The organism is Ralstonia pickettii, from assembly GCF_030582395.1.
Classification (GTDB): Bacteria; Pseudomonadota; Gammaproteobacteria; order Burkholderiales; family Burkholderiaceae; genus Ralstonia; species Ralstonia pickettii_D.
Window position 1 is genome coordinate 1022381 of sequence record NZ_CP104382.1, and the last position, 18950, is coordinate 1041330.

The window sequence follows — 18950 nt, forward strand, 5'->3', positions numbered from 1 at the left end:
CAATGTCCAAGAAATCGATCCTGCTCAACGCGTTCAACATGAACTGCGTGGGCCACATCAACCACGGGCTGTGGACCCATCCGCGCGATACGTCGGCCGACTACCGCAAGCTCAGCTATTGGACCGACCTCGCCAAGCTGCTGGAACGGGGCTTGTTCGACGGACTGTTCATCGCCGATATCGTGGGCGTGTACGACGTCTATCAGCAGTCTGCCGACCTGACGCTGCGCGAGTCGATCCAACTGCCGGTGAATGATCCGCTGATGCTGGTGTCGGCCATGGCGGGCGTGACAGAGCATCTCGGCTTTGGCCTGACCGTCAACCTGACCTATGAAGCGCCGTACCTGTTTGCGCGGCGCTTCTGCACGCTCGATCACCTGACCGACGGCCGGGTCGGCTGGAACATCGTCACGGGCTATCTGGACAGCGCTGCGCGCGCCATGGGCCTGCGCGAGCAGATTGCACACGACGAGCGTTACGACCGCGCCGATGAGTTTCTCGATGTGGTCTACCAGCTGTGGGAAGGCAGCTGGGAAGACGATGCGGTGCTGCGCGATCGTGCCGCACGCGTGTTTGCACGGCCCGACAAGGTGCACCGTATCCAGCATCACGGTCGCTATTACGACGTGGAGGGCTACCACCTGAGCGAGCCGTCTCCGCAACGCACGCCGGTGCTGTTCCAGGCGGGCTCGTCCGCGCGTGGGCAGACCTTTGCCGGGCAGCATGCGGAGTGCGTGTTTCTGTCGGGCCAAAGCCAATCGGCCACACGCGATCAGGTGGCGCAGTTGCGTCAGGCTGCCGTGCAGGCCGGGCGCCGCGCGGATGACGTCAAAGTCTTCATGGGCATCACCGTCGTGGTCGACAAGACGGAAAAACTTGCGCGTGAGAAGCTTGCCGAATACCAACGCTATGCCAGCGCCGAAGCCGGCCTGGCGCATTTCTCGGCAGGCTCCGGCGTCGACTATTCGACCTATGCGTTGGACGATCCGCTGCGTGCGGTGAAGACGAATGCGATCGAGTCATCCATCCGCCGCGCCACCGGCGGCGATACGCAGTTCACGGTGCGGCGCTTGCTCGACCAACTTGCCTTGGGTGGCCGATACGCCACGATCGTCGGTGACCCGCAGCAGGTCGCCGACGCGCTGCAGCAGTGGATGGATGTGACCGACATCGACGGCTTCAACCTGGCGCGCACGGTCACGCCCGAAAGCTATGCGGACTTCATCGATCTGGTCGTGCCGGAGTTGCAGAACCGCGGTGTCTACAAGACCGCCTATGCGCCGGGCACCCTGCGCCGCAAGCTGTTTGGCGCCGACCGATTGCCGGACGCGCACCCGGGCGCACGACGGCGCCGGCAACCCGCACGGGAGCTGGCGGACCAACCCTAGGGCTTGCTCTCATCGTGAACAGGTTCTCGGGCGGCCATCTCTTCCCGCACGCTGACCGCAACCTCCACCTGATGCTCGCCCCCGCCGAGGATCATGCCCCGCAGCAGAGAAACATCGCTGTAATCCCGCCCGATGGCCAGGGTGACGTGATCGAGGTCGGCCAGCACGTCGTTGGTCGGGTCAAGATCGACCCAGCCGCTTTGCGGGCAGAACACCGACACCCACGCGTGCGAGGCATCGGCGCCAATCAGGCGCGGTTGCCCGGCCGGCGGTTCGGTCCGTAGATAGCCGCTCACATAGCGTGCGGGCAACCCCAGCGCGCGCAGGCAGCCGATCATCACTTGCGCAAAGTCCTGGCAGACGCCCCGGCGCAAGCCAAACGCCTGCGTGGCCGGTGTATCGAAAGCGGTCGCGGTGGGCGCGTATTCAAAATCGGCATGCAGGCGATGCATCAGGTCGATGGCGCCGGCCACGATCGGCGTGCCGGCGGCAAAGCTCGCACGCGCATAACGCTCCAGTTCCGGGCTCAGCGCAATGTTGGGCGAAGCAAAGCAGAACTCGGCTTCGGGATAAAACGTCGACCCGGCCTGATAGCGCAAGCGCTGCGCGACTGACTCCCACCCCGGCGTGGCGACCGGATCCAGATCGGTCCAGCGCGGCAGCAGGCGCACCGTGGTCTTGCTCGTCATGCGCAGGCTGTCGTGCGGCGTATCCAGCGAGAAATACAGCACGTCGTTGCCGAAGCCATCGACACGGCTGGTCAGATACGAGGGCACAGGCTCGATCTGTTCGGTGTGCTCAACAACCGCTTGCCACGGACACGCACGCGGGCGAATGGTCGCCAGATGCTGCGCCGTCTCGACAGCCGTTGCGTAGTGATAGACCGTGCTGTGCGATACCGTCAGCAGCGCCGCGCGTGCATCCATCAGGCCACCTGCGCGGTTGGCGTGCTGGCGTGGCTGAAGTAGCGCGCGCTGATCTCGTTGGATGCGGCGGCCACGTAGTCGCACAGCTTCTCGCACAGGGCGACGAGGTTGGCGTAGCGGCCGTCGGCATCGGCTTCGCACAGCGCCTCCAGCGAGGGCAGCGTATCGACCGCGGGCATCAGGTCCGCAAACGGTGGGCGGCGCTGGGCGGATATCGGGGCAGCGGCGCGTTCGATCTGCGCCAGCTTGGTCCGCAGCCGGTCGTACACGCCGTACAACCCGCGCGGGTTGGTCGACTCGACCACCAGCAGGTCCAGCAGCGCCGGCACCTCCAGCCGCCCGGGATACAACGATCGGTAGGTGAGCGTGCTATCGAACAGTTGCAGCAGCAGATCAAAACCCTCGGCGGTGGCCAGCTTGCCCTGCTCCGCAATCACGCGCAGGAACGTCGCCATGGCCCACACGCGCTCGATATGGCGGCCGGCAAACAACAGGCGCCACGCCTCGTCGCGCGTCATGCGGTCACCCTGCGCACCGCTGATGGCGGAGAGCTGCGTTGCCAGATATTCGAGCAGATCGACCAGCGCCACACGGTCGTGCGGGCCTTCGGCCGTGAGGTTGGCCAGCCCATCGCGAAAATCGTTGCGCGCGGCGAGGATGGTTCTCCAGTGGTCGTTCGACAGGCGCCCGCGCACCTCACCGGAGGAGCGCGCCTGCGCGGCCAGGCATTGGCCAATTCCCGCCGTGCCCGACTGCTCGCTCAATCCCGCCACCAGCGCGCGCTCGAATGCGCCGGGGCTGCTGCGCGCAAACACATCGGCGCTGAAGATGAGGCCACATTCGGCCGCCAGCTCCGTCAGCGTGCCAAACATGGTATCGGCGTCGCTGGCCTCCAGCGAGCCGAGAATCAGGCGACATAGGCGCACGCCGTTTTCAGCGCGCTCGCCATAGCGGCCAGACCAGAACAGGTTTTCTGCCGCGCGGCTCGACACCGTACGGTGCTTGCGCGCAAGGTCCGCCGGGCGCATCGGCGATGGCAGCAAGGAAAACGGCGCAGCCGGCTGCGGCTGATTCGACAACACCCAGGTATCGACGCTGCTGCCGCCCATCTGCATCGACGCCGAAGCCTGCCGCTCCGCCGCCAGGCGCGTAAAACCGCCAGGCATGACGTGCCAGCCGCCCGCCATATCGGCAATGGCAAACACGCGCAGCACAGACGGCCTGCCGGCGAGCATGCCGGCTTCGTAGCGCGGCGTGCAGGAATACGGAAACGGGGCCTGCACCGTGAAGGTATCCGGCGCGCCGTCAATGCGCGCGCGCCAGTCGGCCAGCGATTGCGGGCCACCCGCCATACCGGGCGGGCCGTCGGCGTGGAATCCGGGCCACGTTGGCAACAGGAACCCGGCCGACAAGCGGGCCTGCGCTTCATCGCGCGCCAAGGCCTCGCCGCACCACCAAGTCGGCACGCTGGGCAGGGCGAGGGGCTCGCCGAGCAACGCCTGCGCAATCCCCGGCAAGAAGCCCAGCATGGCCGGGGATTCGACAAACCCCGCGCCCGGCACGTTCGACACCATCACGTTGCCTGCGCGCATCACCTGCAGCAAGCCCGGCACCCCAATGGTGGAATCGGCGCGCAGCTCCACCGGGTCGCAGAACACGTCGTCCAGGCGGCGCAGCACGGCGTGCACGCGTTCCAGGCCGTTGAAGGTCTTCAGGTACAGCTTGTCGCCACGCACCGTCAGGTCCTTGCCCTCTACCAGGGTCACGCCCAGGTATCGCGCCAGGAAGGCGTGCTCGAAATACGTTTCGCTGAATGGGCCCGGCGTGAGCAGCGCAATGTGCGGGGAATCGCCGGGCGCGTCGTCGGACATGGTGGTGCGCGCGGCGGCGGCCAGCGTACTGATCAGCTGCGAGTACGTCGGCGCCAGGCGCGTGGCACGCAACTCACGAAAGGCATCGGCAAACAGGCCGGAGACGATCAGCCGATTTTCGAGCGCATAGCCGAGGCCCGACGGAGCTTCGGTGCGATGGCCGACCACCATCCATTCGCCGCTGGGCGCACGCCCCAGGTCCACAGCCACGATGTGGAGATACTGGCCGCCCGGCGGCGTAAAGCCGCGCACCGCACGCAGATACCCGGGATGGCCGAACACCAGCGCGGGCGGTACCAGCCCCTGCGTGAGCAATGATTGCGGCCCGTAGGTGTCCGCCACGATGGCATTGAGCAGCCGCGCGCGCTGCATCACGCCCTGCTCGATCCCGGCCCAGCTCTCGTGGTCGATCAGGAAAGGCAGCAGATCGAGCGCCCACGGGCGCGGCTCGCCCTTGTCGGCGTAGACGTTGTAGCTGATGTCGTTGTCCCGCACTTGCTGTGCGATGGAGGCGCGAGCCTGCTCCAGTCCGACCGGGCCGCCGATCCCCCGCTCACGCACGTGCTCGAAAAACTGCCGCCACGGTTCGCGCAACGCGCCCGTGGCGTCACGCAGCTCGTCCCAGTGGCCCTCCCGCGCCGGCAACATCCGAAGGAGGGCCAGCACATCCGCGTGGGCGGCAGTGGGTTCAAGCGGCAGGGTTGACTGGTAAGACAAGATTGGCTTGGCTGGAAAATTAGTAGCGGCGCAAATCCAGCGTAAACGGAAACTCCAGACTGCGCTCGGGTGCCCGCACTTCCATGGGCCCGGGCGTGTGTCCGATGGTGAAGAAGCGCGCGCGGCGGCGGCTTTCCGCCTCGTAAGCGTTGACGGGAAACGTCTGGTAGTTGCGCCCACCCGGATGCGCCACATGATACTGGCAACCGCCCAGCGAGCGGCCGGTCCAGGTGTCTGCCAAGTCGAACGTCAGCGGCGCATGCACGCCAATGGTCGGGTGCAGCGCCGACGGCTGCGACCACGCCCGGAAGCGCACCCCCGCCACCTGCTCGCTCACGCGGCCGGTTGGTTGCAATGGCAAGGGAATGCCGTTGACCGTCACCACGTGCCTGTTCTCGTTCAGGCCCAGCACGCGCACCTCAAGCCGCTCGACCGACGAATCGACGTAGCGCACCGTGCCGCCCTGGGCACCCTCCTCGCCCATGACGTGCCAGGGTTCCAGCGCGCCGCTGAGCGTGAGCGAGATCCCGCCCGTATGCAGCTCGCCCACCAGCGGGAAGCGGAACGAGAAATGCGGTGCAAACCACTCGCGTTCAAAGGCGTAACCCGCTTCGCGCAGATCGGCCAGCACGTCGTCGAAGTCCATCTGCACGAAGGTGCCGAGCAGAAAACGATCGTGCAGCTCGGTACCCCAACGCGTGAGGCGCGTGGTGTACGGCGTCTTCCAGAAGCGGGCGACCAGCGCGCGCAGCAGCAGTTGCTGCACGAGGCTCATGCGCGCGTGCGGCGGCATTTCAAAGCCGCGCAACTCCAGCAGGCCCAGGCGCCCCGTCGGGCCGTCGGGTGAATAGAGCTTGTCGATGCAGAACTCGGCGCGGTGCGTGTTGCCGGTCACGTCGATCAGGATGTTGCGCAGGATCCGGTCGATCAGCCAGGGCGGAACGTTGGCAGCGCCCAGGCGATCGAGCTGGTGCTGCAGCTCCGCAAAGGCGATCTCGAGTTCATACACCTGATCATTGCGTGCCTCGTCCACGCGCGGCGCCTGGCTGGTCGGGCCGATGAACAGCCCCGAGAACAGGTAGGACAGCGACGGATGGTTGTGCCAGTAGGCAATCAGGCTTGCCAGCAGATCGGGGCGGCGCAGGAACGGGCTGTCGGCCGGTGTGGCCCCGCCCAGCACGAAGTGGTTGCCGCCGCCGGTGCCCGTGTGGCGGCCGTCAAGCATGAACTTCTCCGTACTCAGATATGACTGGTGGGCCGATTCGTACAGGTATTCCGTATGGTCGACCAGTTGCTCCCAGTTGCTGGCGGGGTGGATGTTGACTTCGATCACGCCGGGGTCGGGGGTCACCTGCAGCAGCTTCAGGCGCGGGTCGCGCGGCGGCGGATAGCCTTCGATGACCACCTGCACCTGCAGCTCGGCGGCGGTCGCCTCCACGGCGGCCAGCAGGTCGAGATAGTCGTCCAACTCCGTCAGCGGCGGCATGAAAACGTGCAGCTGACTGTGTCCAGAACCGAAGGTGTCGTTCTCGACCTTGGGGCCGGCAGCCCGGGCCGGGTCGCGCGCTTCCACGCACAGCGCGGTGCGATGGACCCATGATGCGGATTCGTTCTGCGCAGGCAGGCGAGCATCGGCCCGCAAGCCGGTGCCCCGTTCAGCAGATGTGGCCGATGTGGCTTTCGCTACCGCGCCGGCAGACTCGCTCTGGTATTGCATGCGCAGCTCGGCCGCCGTACGCAGCGGCGCGCTTGGGCCGAACGGATCGTGCGCATGCTGATACGGATAGTCGCTCTTGCTGACCCACGGCAGCGAGTCGAGCGGCAAGCGATAACCCATCGGCGAATCGCCCGGAATCAGGTACATACGTTCATCGCGGAAGAACCACGGGCCGGTGACCCAGCGCGGGCCGGCCAGCGTGGCATCGTCATTGCGCGCGAGCGGCAACACGTAGCCCGTCACGGCAGATAGGCCGGCGTCGAATACGCGGCGCAGGCGCACGCGCTCCATTTCATCGTCGAGCCGCGAATCAAACGGGTCGACATTCACGGGCAGGCGCCGCTCGCGCCAGAGGTAGTACCACGTGTCTTCGTAGCCGGCCTGGATGCACTGCTCGTCAACCGACAGCTTGCGCGCCAGATGATGCAGAAAGCGCTGCGCATCGGCAGAGGTGTAGCGGCCGGGCTCGCGTTCGTCGGCAAACAGCGTGGGATCGTTCCAGCAGGGCTGCCCATCGACGCGCCAGTAGAGCGACAGGGCCCAGCGCGGCAGTTGCTCGCCGGGGTACCACTTGCCCTGGCCGATATGCAGGAAGCCGTTGGCGCCATAGCGTTGGCGCAGCCTGTCCATGAGCGCCACGGCGTAGCTGCGCTTGGTCGGGCCGAGGGCATCGGTGTTCCACTCGGCGGCATCGCGGTCGCGCACGGCCACGAAGGTGGGCTCGCCGCCCATGGTCAGGCGCACGTCCATGGCGTCGAGTTCGGCGTCCACCTGCGCACCCATGCGCACGACATCGGCCCAGTGCGCCTCGGTGTAGGGCTTGGTCACGCGCGGCGCTTCCCGCACGCGCGTGATCGACATCGTGTGCTCGAATTCGACCTCGCATTCGTCCACCGCGCCCGAGATGGGCGCCGCGCTGCCGGGCTCGGGCGTGCACGCCACGGGAATATGGCCCTCCCCCGCCAGCAGGCCTGAGGTCGGGTCAAAGCCGATCCACCCGGCGCCCGGCAGGTAGACCTCGCACCAGGCGTGCAGGTCGGTAAAGTCGACCTCGGTGCCGCTGGGGCCATCGACGGCCTTTACGTCAGGCGTGAGCTGCAGCAGGTAGCCGGACACAAAGCGCGCCGCCAGCCCCAATTGGCGCAGCGTCTGCACCATCAGCCAGCCCGTGTCGCGGCACGAGCCGGAGCCGAGCGACAGCGTCTCTTCCGGCGTCTGCACCCCGGGCTCCATGCGGATCAGGTAGCGGATGTCGTGCTGCAGGCGCTGGTTCAGCCCCACCAGAAAATCCACCGTGCGGCGCGGCGTGCGGTCGATGCTGGCGACAAACGCCGCAAAGTTCGGCGTCATTTCGCGCTTGACGAGGTAGGGCGCCAGCTCAGCGGCGAGGTCGTCGGCGTAGCTGAAGGGGAACGACTCCGCCTCGGGCGCCAGGAAAAAATCGAACGGGTTGTAGACCGCCATCTCGGCGACCAGGTCGATGGTCACCTTGAATTCGCGCGTCTTGTGCGGAAACACCAGCCGCGCCTGGTAATTGGCAAACGCGTCTTGCTGCCAGTTGATGAAATGCTCGGCCGGCTCCACCCGCATGGAATACGAATGGATGGGCGTGCGGCAGTGCGGCGCTGGCCGCAGGCGCACCACCTGCGGCGACAGCTCGACGAGCCGGTCGTAGCGATAATGGGTAACGTGGTTCAGCGCGACTCGGATCGACACACGGACTCCTCGGTGGCTCGTAATGGCGTGCCGGCGCCGTGCCGGCGGCCGGTTGAAGCAAGGTTCATGCCGCTGGCGCGGCATACCGTGCTCGGGACGGCAGGCCATCGTGCCACGCATGCACCTCCGTGCGTATGACACGCCAATGCGGTACAACGCTTGCTGTGCTGTACAGCTGGCCGCCGCCACGCCACCCCCTTTGGGTGGAAAGCTACCCCCAAGACGCCAGCCCCTGCCCCGCCCCCGGACCGCCATGAAAACGTTCCACTGCAACCGTTGCCAGCAACTCGTCTTTTTCGAAAACGTCTTGTGCGAGCGCTGCAATGCCCTGCTCGGCTACCTGCCTGACGTGAGCCAGATCAGCGCGTTTGAACCTGTCGACGAGCCGTCCGAGACAGCGCAGACAGGGCAGCCGCCGGAGACGGCAAATGCCGCCGACAAGCGCTGGCGCAGCCTTCACCCCGACGCACAGGGCGGGCTCTACCGTCAATGCCACAACTACGCGGTCGAAAATGTCTGCAACTGGATGATCCCGGCCGATTCGCCCGACACATTGTGTCGCGCTTGCCAGTTCACCAGCACCATCCCCGACCTGACCGTGCCGGAAAACCGGTTCTATTGGTACAAGATGGAGGTGGCCAAGCGCCGGCTGCTCTATACGCTCATAACGCTGGGGCTGCCGCTGGAATCGCGGCAGGAGAACCCCGAGACCGGGTTGGAGTTCGCGTTTCTGGAAAGCAAGGAAGACAGCGAGCCGGTGATGACCGGCCACGACCACGGCCGCATCACGCTCAACATTGCCGAAGCAGATGATGCCGCGCGCGAAAAAGCCCGCACCGAGCTGCGCGAGCCGTATCGCACGCTGCTCGGCCACTTCCGCCACGAATCCGGGCATTACTTCTTTGACCGCCTGATCGCCGGCAAACCGATGTGGGAGCCCCAGTTCCGCCAGTTGTTTGGCGATGAGCGCGCCAGCTATGCCGATGCCCTCAAGGCGCATTACGACAACGGGCCGCCGCCCGACTGGGCGCAGCACTACATCAGCGCCTACGCCACCATGCACCCGTGGGAAGACTGGGCTGAAACCTGGGCGCACTACCTGCACATGGTCGACGCCCTGGACACCGCCGTGTCGTATGGACTGGCTCTGCTGCCAGACCATCCGCAAGAGCCCGAATTGACGGACCAGACCCCCGTGGAAGAAGCGAGCTTCAACAACCTGATGAGCCGCTGGTTTCCGCTCACCTACGTGCTCAACAGCCTGAATCGCAGCCTGGGCCAGCCAGATGGCTACCCGTTTACGCTGGCATCCCCGGTGATCGACAAGCTGCGTTTCGTGCACCGCGTCATCGCTGCCAGCGCCCGCAAACCCGGTTGAACGCACCAATGTTGTGCAGCACAGGCGCCAGTTTGGATCGAGGGAATAATTCGTGCGGCTGGGGTGTTTACCATCCTGAAGGTCAATCCCGCCTCTTCCGGAGAACGCCATGCCAAGACGACCCAGCAGTTGGATCAGCCTGACGGCACTTGCCCTGTGCGCGTGCGCCTCGCTCACCCCTGTGCAAACCGCGCAAAAGATGATCGGCCAGCCAGAAAGTGCCGTGCGAGAAACCTTTGGGGCACCCACCGAAACCTATCAGCTGGCGGGCGGCACGCACCGCTGGATCTATTCCAAGCAGCCCCTCGGGCATGAGGTGTATGCCGCCGATTTCGATGCCAACGGCAAGCTCACCGGCTACCGGCAAATGCTGACAGAGAAGGAGATTTACGAGGCCCGCCCCGGTGTGTGGACCAAGCGCGATGTACTTGAGCGCTTCGGCACACCAAAAGAGCCGACGCAGTACTACCCGCTGATGAAGCGGGAGGCTTGGTCATATCGGATGTACGTCGCCGGGACCCAGCAGGCGCATTTCAACGCGCTCTTTGACGACAACGGCCTGCTCGATCGCACCATGATCGTCGTCGACCCGCTGGGTGGAGGCCACCACAGCCGGAAGTAACGCAGGGCCCGGGGGCGCATTGCGCGCCGCCCGGGACTCTGACGCCGGCTTAGCGCTTAGCCCAGCGCAGAGGCGATGGCCTGCGCCAGTTCGTTGGCTTCGAATTTGGCGACGTAGCCGTTGGCGCCGACGCGGCGTACGTGGTCTTCGTTGGCCGAGCCCGACAGCGACGAGTGGATCACCACCGGAATCGACTGGAACGCCGGCTCGGTTTTGATCTTGCGGGTCAGCGTAAAGCCGTCCATCTCGGGCATTTCAAGGTCGGTCAGCACCAGTGCGATCTTGTCGCGCACGGTCTTGCCTTCGCGGGCGGCATCGCGTGCGATGTTCTGCAGCGTATCCCACGCTTCCTGACCGCTCTTGGTCATCAGGTACGGCGCGCCCATGGCTTCGAGACCGTTGGCAATCAGCGACCGCGCGAGACCGGAATCATCCGCCACCAGCAGCTTCGCACCCGGCGGCAGCTTGATCGGACGCTCGTCGTTGTCGGGCGCCAGATCGGTCCGGCGGGTCGGGAATACATCGACCAGGATCTGCTCAACGTCGATGACCTGCGCCAGGCGCGAGTTGTCGGCGTTGCCGTCCAGGCGCGCCAGGCTCGTGATGTTGCTGCTGCCCACGCTCGCCTCGGCCGGAAAGATCTGGCTCCATTCGAGGCGCACGATCTCGTCCACTTCTTCCACCGCAAAGCCTTGGGTGGAGCGCGCGTATTCGGTAATCAGCAGGATGTTGGCATTGCCGTTCTTGGTACCGATCACGCTGGCGAGATCGATCACGGGAATGATCTGCCCTCGCACGTTGACCGCACCCAGGATATGGGCGCCGGCATCCGCAACATGCGTCACAGGCGGCATGACCATGATCTCGCGCACCTTGAACACGTTAATGCCGAACATCTCGCGCTGGTTGGAGCGCGCAGATTCGCCCAGGCGGAACAACAACAGCTCAAAGCGGTTGTTGTTCGTCAGATTGGTACGTTCATCGACTTCGTGCTGCGAATGCTGTGACATTGCGTCTTCCCCCGTTCATGCACACGTTATGTGGCGGTAAACGGCACGGCATTTGGCAACTTGAAGGCGTTTTGAGAATGTGAAGCCCACGCCCTTCCAGGGAGGGGGATCGCAAGCCTAGGCAATCTTCACGTGCGCGACCAGAAAATCGAGAAACGCCCGCACGCGCGCGGGCAGATGCGCCCCCTGGCCGACATAGACGGCATGGATGTCTTCGGTCTCGCCGGGGTTGTAGTCCTCCAGGACGGGGACGAGGCGGCCTGCCTCAAGATCGGCGCGCACCTGGAACTCGGCCAGGCGCGCCAACCCCAGGCCGGCCACCGCCACAGCCCGCAGCGCCTCGCCATCGCTGATCTGCGTGTTGCCCTGCGGGGTGAACTCGGTGCGGCGACCGCGCTTGGCAAAGGGCCAGGCGTTTTCGGCACGTACGTAGCTGAAGGTCAGGCAGTTGTGGCGCGCTAAATCAGCCGGCGTGCGCGGCGTGCCGGCGCGCGCCAGATAGGCCGGCGACGCCACCACCATCAAGCGCGTCTGCCCGAGCTTGCGCGCCACCAGCCGCGAACTCTTCAGCGGCCCGCTGCGCAGGGCAACATCGGTGCGATCTTCCAGCAGATCGACCACGCGATCCGTGAGCGCAATGTCGAGCGACACCTCCGGATGACACGCCAGAAAAGCCGGCACGATCGGCAGCAGCACATGCGTGCCGACCGGCACATTCGAATTGATGCGCAAACGCCCTGAAGGCTGCGCCCCGGCGGAAGCCTCGCGCTCCGCCTCGTCGAGATCGGCCAGCACTGTCACGCTGCGCTCGTAGAACGCCGCACCCTCTGGCGTGAGCTGCAAGCGCCGCGTGGAGCGGTTCACCAAGCGCGCGCCGAGGCGGGTCTCCAACCGTGCCACCAGCTTGCTCACCGCCGACGGCGTCATCCGGCACGCGCGCGCCGCGGCGGAAAAACCGCCCTCCTCCACCACCCGCACGAAGACTTCCATCTCGCCAAAGCGATTGACATCGAGCCGTGACGTTGTGATTTCAATTCATAGATGATGTGCTTGCAGGCAGTCTACCGCACAGATCCGGGCGTTCTCATACTGGTGGACATTCCCATTGCTACATTGGACTCGCCCCAATATCAACATGACTACACCGGACAAAGTCGCGCTCGTCGTGGGTGCGCAGGGCGTGATCGGCCGCAACTTGGTCGAGCACCTCGCCACATTGGATGACTGGCGCATCGTCGGCCTTTCGCGCCGCGGCGGCGCATCGACGGAGCGCATCACGCACATCGCCGTCGACCTGCTCGACGCGGCCGACACGCGCGCCAAGCTCAGCGAACTGGACAACGTCACGCACCTCTTTTACGCCGCTTATCAGGACCGCCCGACCTGGGCAGAACTCGTTCCGCCCAACCTTGCCATGCTGATCAACGCGGTCGACGCCATCGAAGCCGCGTCGCCCCGCCTCGCGCACATCAGCCTGATGCAGGGCTACAAGGTCTACGGCGGTCACCTCGGGCCTTTCAAGACGCCGGCGCGCGAGACCGATGCGCATTTCATGCCGCCGGAATTCATGTTCGACCAGCAGACCTTCCTGGAAGCACGCCAGGCGGGCAAGACATGGACATGGTCGGCCATTCGCCCGGCGGTGGTGGGCGGCTTCGCTCTGGGCAACCCGATGAACCTGGCCGTGGCCATTGCCATGTACGCGTCGATCTCGAAAGAACTCGGCCTGCCGCTGCGCTTTCCCGGCAAGCCTGGCGCATACGACCACCTGCTGGAAATGACCGATGCCGGCCTGCTGGCCCGCGCCACGGTGTGGGCCGCCACCGACCCGCGCTGCGCCAACCAGGCCTTCAACATCAACAACGGCGACCTGTTCCGCTGGAGCGAAATGTGGCCCAGGATCGCGCGGTACTTTGATCTGGAAGTCGCCCCGCCGCTGCCCTTGTCGCTCGACACCGTCATGGCCGACAAGGCGCCGCTCTGGCAAAGCATGATCGCCAGGCATGGTTTGGCGAACACGCCCTACGGCGATGTGTCTTCGTGGCGCTTTGCCGACTTCGTCTTCTCGTGGGATTACGACATGTTCGGTGACGGCTCCAAGGCACGCCGCTTCGGCTTTCACGAATTCGTGGAGACGGAAGCGATGTTCATGCGCATCTTTGACGACTTGCGCCGGCGCAGAATCATTCCGGTGTAGAGCATCCGGATGCCCCTGCGGGAGCGACGCACTGACCGATCCGGCTAGGGGGATGTCCCGACTCGGGTTTTCTCAGGAAGCGTCGATATAGTGAAAGCGGGGCGGTAGCTCATGGGTCGAGCGGCGGCGGTTTACCGGCGCAGGCAGGCAGGTTCAAATCCTGTACGCCCCACCATCTGATGATTTATTGAGAAACAACAAAACTCAAGAATCGCGGTATTACAAGGCTTTGCGGGCGATCTTCGTCTGCTGTCGTCCATTGCCATTCGTTGGCAGCGCGACAACTCTGGGGGCAACATTGGGGGCAAGTTTGGTCCCCCAAAATGAGTTGCCCCCAAATGTCACTAACTGATATCGCAATCCGAAACGCCAGGCCGGCCGACAAGCTGCAACGCCTCTTTGATGGCAACGGCCTCTACCTCGAAGTGTCGCCCTCGGGCGGCAAATGGTGGCGCCTCAAGTATCGGATCGACGGGAAAGAAAAGCGCTTGTCGATCGGCGTCTACCCAGACGTCGGCCTGCGTGACGCACGCGAGAAGAGCTGGACACTGCGCAAGCAAATTTCTGCCGGCATCGATCCCGCGCTCGCACGCAAGACTATCAAAATCATGGCGCGCAGCGCTGCCCAAAATACGTTTGAGGCAGTCGCGCGCGAGTGGCATCTCAAGTTTCTGCCGACCTGGAACGCGAAGCACGCGGAGAACATTCTCAGCAGGCTTGAACGCTTCGTGTTTCCCATCATTGGCAAACGCCCGATTGCTCAGATCGAGCCGCCGGAGATCCTGCATGTGCTCCAACGCATCGAAGCGCGCGGCACGGTAGAGACGGCTCACCGCGTCAAAGGCGCCGTTGGCCAGGTCATGCGCTATGCAGTGCTGACGGCGCGAGCCAAACGCGACCCCACCGCAGACCTGCGAGGTGCATTGGCGCCTGCGCCGATCAGCCACTTCGCGGCCGTCACCAACAAAGATGAGATCGGCCAATTGCTCCGCGCGATACGCGGCTACACAGGCAGTTTCTCGGTGCTTTGCGCACTGCGCTTTTCGCCCCTGGTGTTTCAGCGGCCTAGGGAAGTCCGCGAGGCCAAATGGGAAGAGTTCGACCTCGACGGCGCCACGTGGGAGATCCCCGCAGAGCGGATGAAGGGCCGCAAGGCGCAGAAGGCAGCGCGGGCCGACCATATCGTCCCGCTGTCACGTCAGGCCGTCGAACTGCTCCAGGAGCTGCACCGCCTCACGGGCCACGGCAGATATCTCTCCCCCTCCATCCGCACATCGACCCGGCCGATGAGCATCAACTCCCTCACTGGAGCCCTGCGCCGCCTCGGCTATGACGGCCAGACCATGACCGTTCACGGGTTCCGGGCGATGGCCAGAACCTTGCTCGATGAAGAGCTCGGTATCCCCGTACCAGTCATCGAGGCGCAGCTCGCGCACAAGGTTCGAGATCCCCTGGGCAGGGCATACAACAGAACCACGTTTCTCCCCCAGCGCAGGGAAATGATGCAGCGCTGGGCAGACTACTTGGATGAACTCGAAGCGGCGCGGCCGGCGGCAACATAGCCGCCGGACAGAATCTCAGGACGCCATCGGAAAAAGGTAATCTCGGTAATCTCTCAAGCCCTGTCGGCCGCAAACCGTTGTGGGGCAAGGCTTTGCAGGATATCGAGGAAAGGTAATTTCTTGGTAACCTATAGGTAATCTCATTACCTTTGTAGAGAGTCATCTCTCGCCTTGCCACGACCTATAAAAATCAAGGACTTAGGAGGGGATTACCTTTTCGATTACCCAACATTACCTTGTAGGGGTAATCCGAAAAGTGGTGGTAGATCAAAGGGATACGTTGCTTTTTGGGGTGGGGTCACGGAAATTACCTTTTTCCGATGCTGTTCCCCAAGACATGACAAACCAGGCGGCATGTGAGAAAACTCATTCTGAACCTTTGCATCGTTGTCGACCTCGCTCTAGCGGGCTTCGCAGCGCATGTCGGTCGGCCAAGCGTCGTAGTCATTTGCCTCGTATTTGCGGCTGTCACATGGCTTGCCTCACGGAGCCGCTCTTCAGGAACCGCGTAAGGCCGCCGAGCTGGCTTTGGCGCCCGATTACGGGTTGCTGCATGTCTACCCTTACCGACCGAACGGCTGCTGAGAATCTCATTGGCAATATGCGCATAGGTTGACTGCATCAGGTCGCATACATTCGCTTAGGCGCTGATCCCTCTACGGCACGATGCCCAGACCCGATCTAGCGGGTTCATGCGCTTGCATAAAAACAGCTCAATGAAGCGCGCAGGTGAGGCGGGGTCCCAACGGCGCGCGCCGGGTCGCGGCACTGGCCTCCCCAGCCTCCTCCCCTTTCGCGTCGGTCCCCGCCAGCGCCCCGCAGACCGCACGTAGCGGCCTGATCACCCGCGAGATGGCGCGGATCGCTCCTGCCTAAAGAAATGCTTCAGCCCCCCACGAGGTGCCTCTGCGTCCACGTCTGCATTGTCTACGTTGGCGCGTAGGGTCAGGCCTCGGATACTGTATATCCATACAGTACTCTGCAATCATGGCAACGCCTTCTCCGTCCCGCTTCATCCACCGCTATCGCTACATGGAAGCGGGGAAAAAGAACTGGAAATCCACTCGCCACCACATGAGCGAGGAAGATGCTGCGAAGTTTTTTGCGCCGGGACCTGGGCGTTACCGGGTGGTCGAGAAATGGGAGCCCATCGAGGAATCGAAGATGGAGATTTCCGGCACGCCGTACGCGATCGGGCCGGGTGTGGGGGGTGGCCGACGCAAAGAACCGCCCCGGCTCACGGTTGAAGAAATCAAAGAGATTTGGGAGCGGAGCCGAACACCAGACGTGCATCGGCTGATTTGGGAGATTTGGCACCTACGGCAAGCTGTTCATTGGGCTCGCTATGTCGCGACGGTGGTCGAGGTGACTGGCATCGAGCGACCGTTCGAATACCGTCTCACTGCCCTGCTTCAGTCGCTCCGGCAGCAACCTTCGCCCAATGCGCCGCCATTGCGATGGTTCCCCGATGAGGAAGCCGCGTTGGAGCGAATTGCCAAGTCTCGCCGCTGATCTATCATGGCCTCACCCACGGGAGCCGCGCATGTGCTACTCCGCCCAAATCGAAGCCGACTATCGACGGTTCGTACACGAGTACGGCGCCATCATGTCGCTCGACGACTTCACGCGGATGGTGATGGAGTACTTCTCCAACCCGAAGATGCGCGTGCCGAGGGCGATGACCACGCATTTCCTCGAATCGCCCGAGACAGAAGAAGAAAAGAAGATCGCCGAGGTCACGCGACTCAATCTGCTTCGATTTAGTTGGTAGTCGCATATTGGCAACAAATTCCAACCATGCGGATAGCAAGTTGCCTATCGAGGCTGGTAGTGTCTGTGATCATGCGAACACATCGACTAATCCGCCAGCTGCTTTGCGGGATGGCTATCGGCGTCTTACTGACTAAACAGGCACACGCAGGTATTTTGCTGCCAGAGGATCTCGCTGCAGCCCAGAAGGAGTTCCGCTCCTCAGTTGGCATCGACGCTGATAAATATACGGTCAATAGCAAGCTTACGGGGTGCGCACTTCGAACTTGCGAGAATATGGCGCCCAGGCACGCGGTTTTTGAGCGAGTGCTAAGCGCTGAGACTGCGGACGTTCTTCGTGTGGAGCGTTACCAATGTGATGCTGACAATCGCTTGTCCCTCCAGTGGAAGTGCGACGGGCCTTACTCTTCAGGACGAATCGCGGGGCGGGGGGATAATTGGTTTAGCCTTTCGCATTCTTTTCTGCTGCGGTCTTCTGACTATATTGACGACAATACGATTGTGGGTATCGTGGAGTACGCCAATGGAGATTGCTTTCGCGAGCAAGCCCACATTAGCACCATCGATAATAGACGCTGGAGAATATCCGCGGTCCTCAGCACTGAGGGATATTATGTTCTCTCGCTTTTCGACGATATTTTCGAGGTTAGGCAGTTCTACTTGCGGCCATTAGAAAATTCTACTCACACGTGTCACTTTCAAATAGTGAAGACCGGCGGAGCTGTTTTCTGATGGATTCGGCCTACTGGACACTGACTGCTTATGGCCGAAGGCGGTCGGTCGACCGACAATTTCGCCATCCGCTTATCGCGCCACAGTCATCGAAGGCGGTATCCAGCGCTTCGCGACCACCGATGAAGTGGCCAACATGATCATCTACGTGTGCTCTGAGCAGGCTTCCGCGACTACCGGCGCGGCGCTACGTGTGGATGGCGGTGGATTTGCCCCCGCATTTCCGGCCACCGCCTCACACTTGAGTTGATGATTCCGTCCTGCGCCTAAACTCGCGTGGCGAGCGGCATTTCAGCGCGCTATGGGGATGCTGCTCGTTGTAGTGCTCGAACGCGATGGCGAGGTTGCGCGCAGCAGTTGACGCCTCTTTCTTCGGCGGAGCGTGCAGAAGATGGGGTTAGACGTCCGGCTCCCGTTCCCGCTTTGCGCGCTGGTTTTCGTGCTGATACAGAGCGGCGCCGAACGAGGCGCGTAGGGCTCGCTATTGCACGCGGAGAGACATCTCAAAATGTCTGCCCTTCCGGTGCATGCCATCCTGTTCTTCGCAGCAAATCCAGTGTTGGCGCAACCGACACAGAAAAGAAGAAAGTGGGCACACGGAATGCTATACCCAGCAACGCCAGCATAGAAGCTAGCTGCAAAGAGCACACCTGCCTGCGAAAGGTGGAGAGGTCATATTCGGTAAGTCCTTAGTGTCATCGCTCAGCGCGCGCATAGCGCCTTTACCGTATTGAGCCGATCAGTGGCGTCGAACCCATGAACAAGCAACCTTCAGAAGAGCGCAGCGGCAAGCTCCAAACTGTCCCCGATACAGATACCACTGCGTATGCCCGGCCAGGCCGCATTACGCGGCTATTTGATGCGTTTGCGGCGTTTGTCACTCGATGGGCCGGCTCGCCCTACGCATTCGGTGCAGCGGTTCTTGCCATTGTCGTCTGGACTGTGACGGGGCCGCTATTTGACTATTCCGACCGGTGGCAACTCGTCATCAACACAGGTACGACCATCATTACCTTCCTGATGGTGTTCGTCATTCAACAGTCCCAAAACAAAGACAGTATTGCACTACATCTCAAGCTCAATGAATTGCTTGCGTCCCACCGTACTGCAGACAATCGTCTGATCGGGATCGAAGAGGCGACTGAAGACGATCTGCGCCGCTTGGCGGCTGCCTACTTGCGTATCGCACACATGGCAGAGGCGGAGCGCGGAGGTGCTCTTGGCGCAGACACTTCCGTTAGCGATTCTCACGCTGAAAAATAAGAACGCTGACAATGAAAACCGCTTTGCACCAGCGCGTCAGCCAAGGGCATTCATGGGCCACCAGTTGACTTTCGCAACAAT

13 protein-coding genes, 1 tRNA gene and 2 pseudogenes are annotated in these 18950 nt (G+C 63.2%); 10 read left to right on the forward strand and 6 right to left on the reverse strand.

What is annotated here, in order from left to right:
- Nucleotides 1-2 precede the first annotated feature (2 nt).
- Nucleotides 3-1388, forward strand: coding sequence for an LLM class flavin-dependent oxidoreductase (locus tag N5B55_RS21305; protein ID WP_304539973.1), 1386 nt, complete (start codon nt 3-5; stop codon nt 1386-1388).
- Here N5B55_RS21305 and N5B55_RS21310 read toward each other — a convergent pair.
- Genes N5B55_RS21310 through N5B55_RS21320 form a run of 3 tightly spaced genes read right to left on the reverse strand, consistent with a single transcriptional unit; the run spans nt 1385 to nt 8335 of the window.
- The gene (locus N5B55_RS21310) at nt 1385-2314 is read right to left on the reverse strand and encodes a transglutaminase family protein (RefSeq protein WP_175402345.1); all 930 of its coding nucleotides are present in this window, start codon (nt 2312-2314) and stop codon (nt 1385-1387) included. The two genes, N5B55_RS21305 and N5B55_RS21310, sit on opposite strands and share 4 nt — an antisense overlap.
- Entirely contained in the window at nt 2314-4902 is a 2589-nt protein-coding gene (locus tag N5B55_RS21315; RefSeq protein ID WP_304539974.1) for a circularly permuted type 2 ATP-grasp protein, read from the reverse strand. The genes N5B55_RS21310 and N5B55_RS21315 overlap by 1 nt, the downstream gene beginning before the upstream one ends.
- Before the next feature lie 19 nt (nt 4903-4921).
- Nucleotides 4922-8335, reverse strand: a complete 3414-nt coding sequence (locus tag N5B55_RS21320; protein WP_304539975.1) for a transglutaminase family protein — start codon at nt 8333-8335, stop codon at nt 4922-4924.
- Nucleotides 8336-8588: 253 nt separating this feature from the next.
- Here N5B55_RS21320 and N5B55_RS21325 point away from each other — a divergent pair, with 253 nt between their 5' ends.
- Together N5B55_RS21325 and N5B55_RS21330 are read left to right on the forward strand one after the other, a co-directional pair.
- Nucleotides 8589-9713 (forward strand): zinc-binding metallopeptidase family protein, encoded by a 1125-nt coding sequence (locus tag N5B55_RS21325; protein ID WP_304539976.1) that lies wholly within the window; start codon nt 8589-8591, stop codon nt 9711-9713.
- 109 nt (nt 9714-9822) lie between these two features.
- Nucleotides 9823-10335 carry a hypothetical protein gene (locus N5B55_RS21330; RefSeq protein WP_304539977.1) on the forward strand — a complete coding sequence of 171 codons (513 nt, stop codon included), beginning with the start codon at nt 9823-9825 and terminating at the stop codon, nt 10333-10335.
- A gap of 56 nt (nt 10336-10391) precedes the next feature.
- Here N5B55_RS21330 and N5B55_RS21335 read toward each other — a convergent pair whose 3' ends face one another.
- Nucleotides 10392-11345 carry a chemotaxis protein gene (locus tag N5B55_RS21335; RefSeq protein ID WP_065855533.1) on the reverse strand — a complete coding sequence of 318 codons (954 nt, stop codon included), beginning with the start codon at nt 11343-11345 and terminating at the stop codon, nt 10392-10394.
- A gap of 117 nt (nt 11346-11462) precedes the next feature.
- Nucleotides 11463-12335 (reverse strand): LysR family transcriptional regulator, encoded by an 873-nt coding sequence (locus tag N5B55_RS21340; protein ID WP_304539978.1) that lies wholly within the window; start codon nt 12333-12335, stop codon nt 11463-11465.
- 145 nt (nt 12336-12480) lie between these two features.
- Here N5B55_RS21340 and N5B55_RS21345 point away from each other — a divergent pair, with 145 nt between their 5' ends.
- The 6 genes and pseudogenes from N5B55_RS21345 to N5B55_RS21370 all read left to right on the forward strand — a co-directional run.
- Nucleotides 12481-13542 (forward strand): SDR family oxidoreductase, encoded by a 1062-nt coding sequence (locus tag N5B55_RS21345; protein ID WP_304539979.1) that lies wholly within the window; start codon nt 12481-12483, stop codon nt 13540-13542.
- Nucleotides 13543-13640: 98 nt separating this feature from the next.
- A tRNA-OTHER gene (locus N5B55_RS21350) sits at nt 13641-13717 on the forward strand.
- Nucleotides 13718-13880: 163 nt separating this feature from the next.
- Nucleotides 13881-15104: a tyrosine-type recombinase/integrase gene (locus tag N5B55_RS21355; RefSeq protein ID WP_304539980.1), complete on the forward strand. Its 1224-nt coding sequence runs from the start codon at nt 13881-13883 to the stop codon at nt 15102-15104.
- 987 nt (nt 15105-16091) lie between these two features.
- On the forward strand, nt 16092-16616 hold the full coding sequence (locus N5B55_RS21360; RefSeq protein WP_304539981.1) for a hypothetical protein: 525 nt from the start codon (nt 16092-16094) through the stop codon (nt 16614-16616).
- A gap of 31 nt (nt 16617-16647) precedes the next feature.
- Complete coding sequence (locus N5B55_RS21365) at nt 16648-16875, forward strand: hypothetical protein (protein ID WP_304539982.1); 228 nt, start codon at nt 16648-16650, stop codon at nt 16873-16875.
- A gap of 831 nt (nt 16876-17706) precedes the next feature.
- Nucleotides 17707-17856, forward strand: a pseudogene (locus N5B55_RS21370) (SDR family oxidoreductase); the annotation flags it as partial.
- Here the strand turns inward: N5B55_RS21370 and N5B55_RS21375 are convergent.
- Nucleotides 17842-17982 (reverse strand): annotated as a pseudogene (locus N5B55_RS21375) (integrase core domain-containing protein); the annotation flags it as partial. The pseudogenes N5B55_RS21370 and N5B55_RS21375 overlap by 15 nt on opposite strands.
- 380 nt (nt 17983-18362) lie before the next feature.
- On the opposite strand from N5B55_RS21375, the gene N5B55_RS21380 reads away from it, so the two are divergent.
- Nucleotides 18363-18869 (forward strand): low affinity iron permease family protein, encoded by a 507-nt coding sequence (locus N5B55_RS21380; RefSeq protein ID WP_304539983.1) that lies wholly within the window; start codon nt 18363-18365, stop codon nt 18867-18869.
- Nucleotides 18870-18950 lie beyond the last annotated feature (81 nt).

What these genes read in the sequence shown, in the direction of transcription:
- N5B55_RS21305 (WP_304539973.1), top strand. Translation starts at nt 3, where the DNA reads ATGTCCAAGAAATCGATCCTGCTCAACGCGTTCAACATGAACTGCGTG.
- N5B55_RS21310 (WP_175402345.1), bottom strand. Translation starts at nt 2,314, where the DNA reads ATGGATGCACGCGCGGCGCTGCTGACGGTATCGCACAGCACGGTCTAT.
- N5B55_RS21325 (WP_304539976.1), top strand. Translation starts at nt 8,589, where the DNA reads ATGAAAACGTTCCACTGCAACCGTTGCCAGCAACTCGTCTTTTTCGAA.
- N5B55_RS21330 (WP_304539977.1), top strand. Translation starts at nt 9,823, where the DNA reads ATGCCAAGACGACCCAGCAGTTGGATCAGCCTGACGGCACTTGCCCTG.
- N5B55_RS21335 (WP_065855533.1), bottom strand. Translation starts at nt 11,345, where the DNA reads ATGTCACAGCATTCGCAGCACGAAGTCGATGAACGTACCAATCTGACG.
- N5B55_RS21340 (WP_304539978.1), bottom strand. Translation starts at nt 12,335, where the DNA reads ATGGAAGTCTTCGTGCGGGTGGTGGAGGAGGGCGGTTTTTCCGCCGCG.
- N5B55_RS21345 (WP_304539979.1), top strand. Translation starts at nt 12,481, where the DNA reads ATGACTACACCGGACAAAGTCGCGCTCGTCGTGGGTGCGCAGGGCGTG.
- N5B55_RS21355 (WP_304539980.1), top strand. Translation starts at nt 13,881, where the DNA reads ATGTCACTAACTGATATCGCAATCCGAAACGCCAGGCCGGCCGACAAG.
- N5B55_RS21360 (WP_304539981.1), top strand. Translation starts at nt 16,092, where the DNA reads ATGGCAACGCCTTCTCCGTCCCGCTTCATCCACCGCTATCGCTACATG.
- N5B55_RS21365 (WP_304539982.1), top strand. Translation starts at nt 16,648, where the DNA reads ATGTGCTACTCCGCCCAAATCGAAGCCGACTATCGACGGTTCGTACAC.
- N5B55_RS21380 (WP_304539983.1), top strand. Translation starts at nt 18,363, where the DNA reads ATGAACAAGCAACCTTCAGAAGAGCGCAGCGGCAAGCTCCAAACTGTC.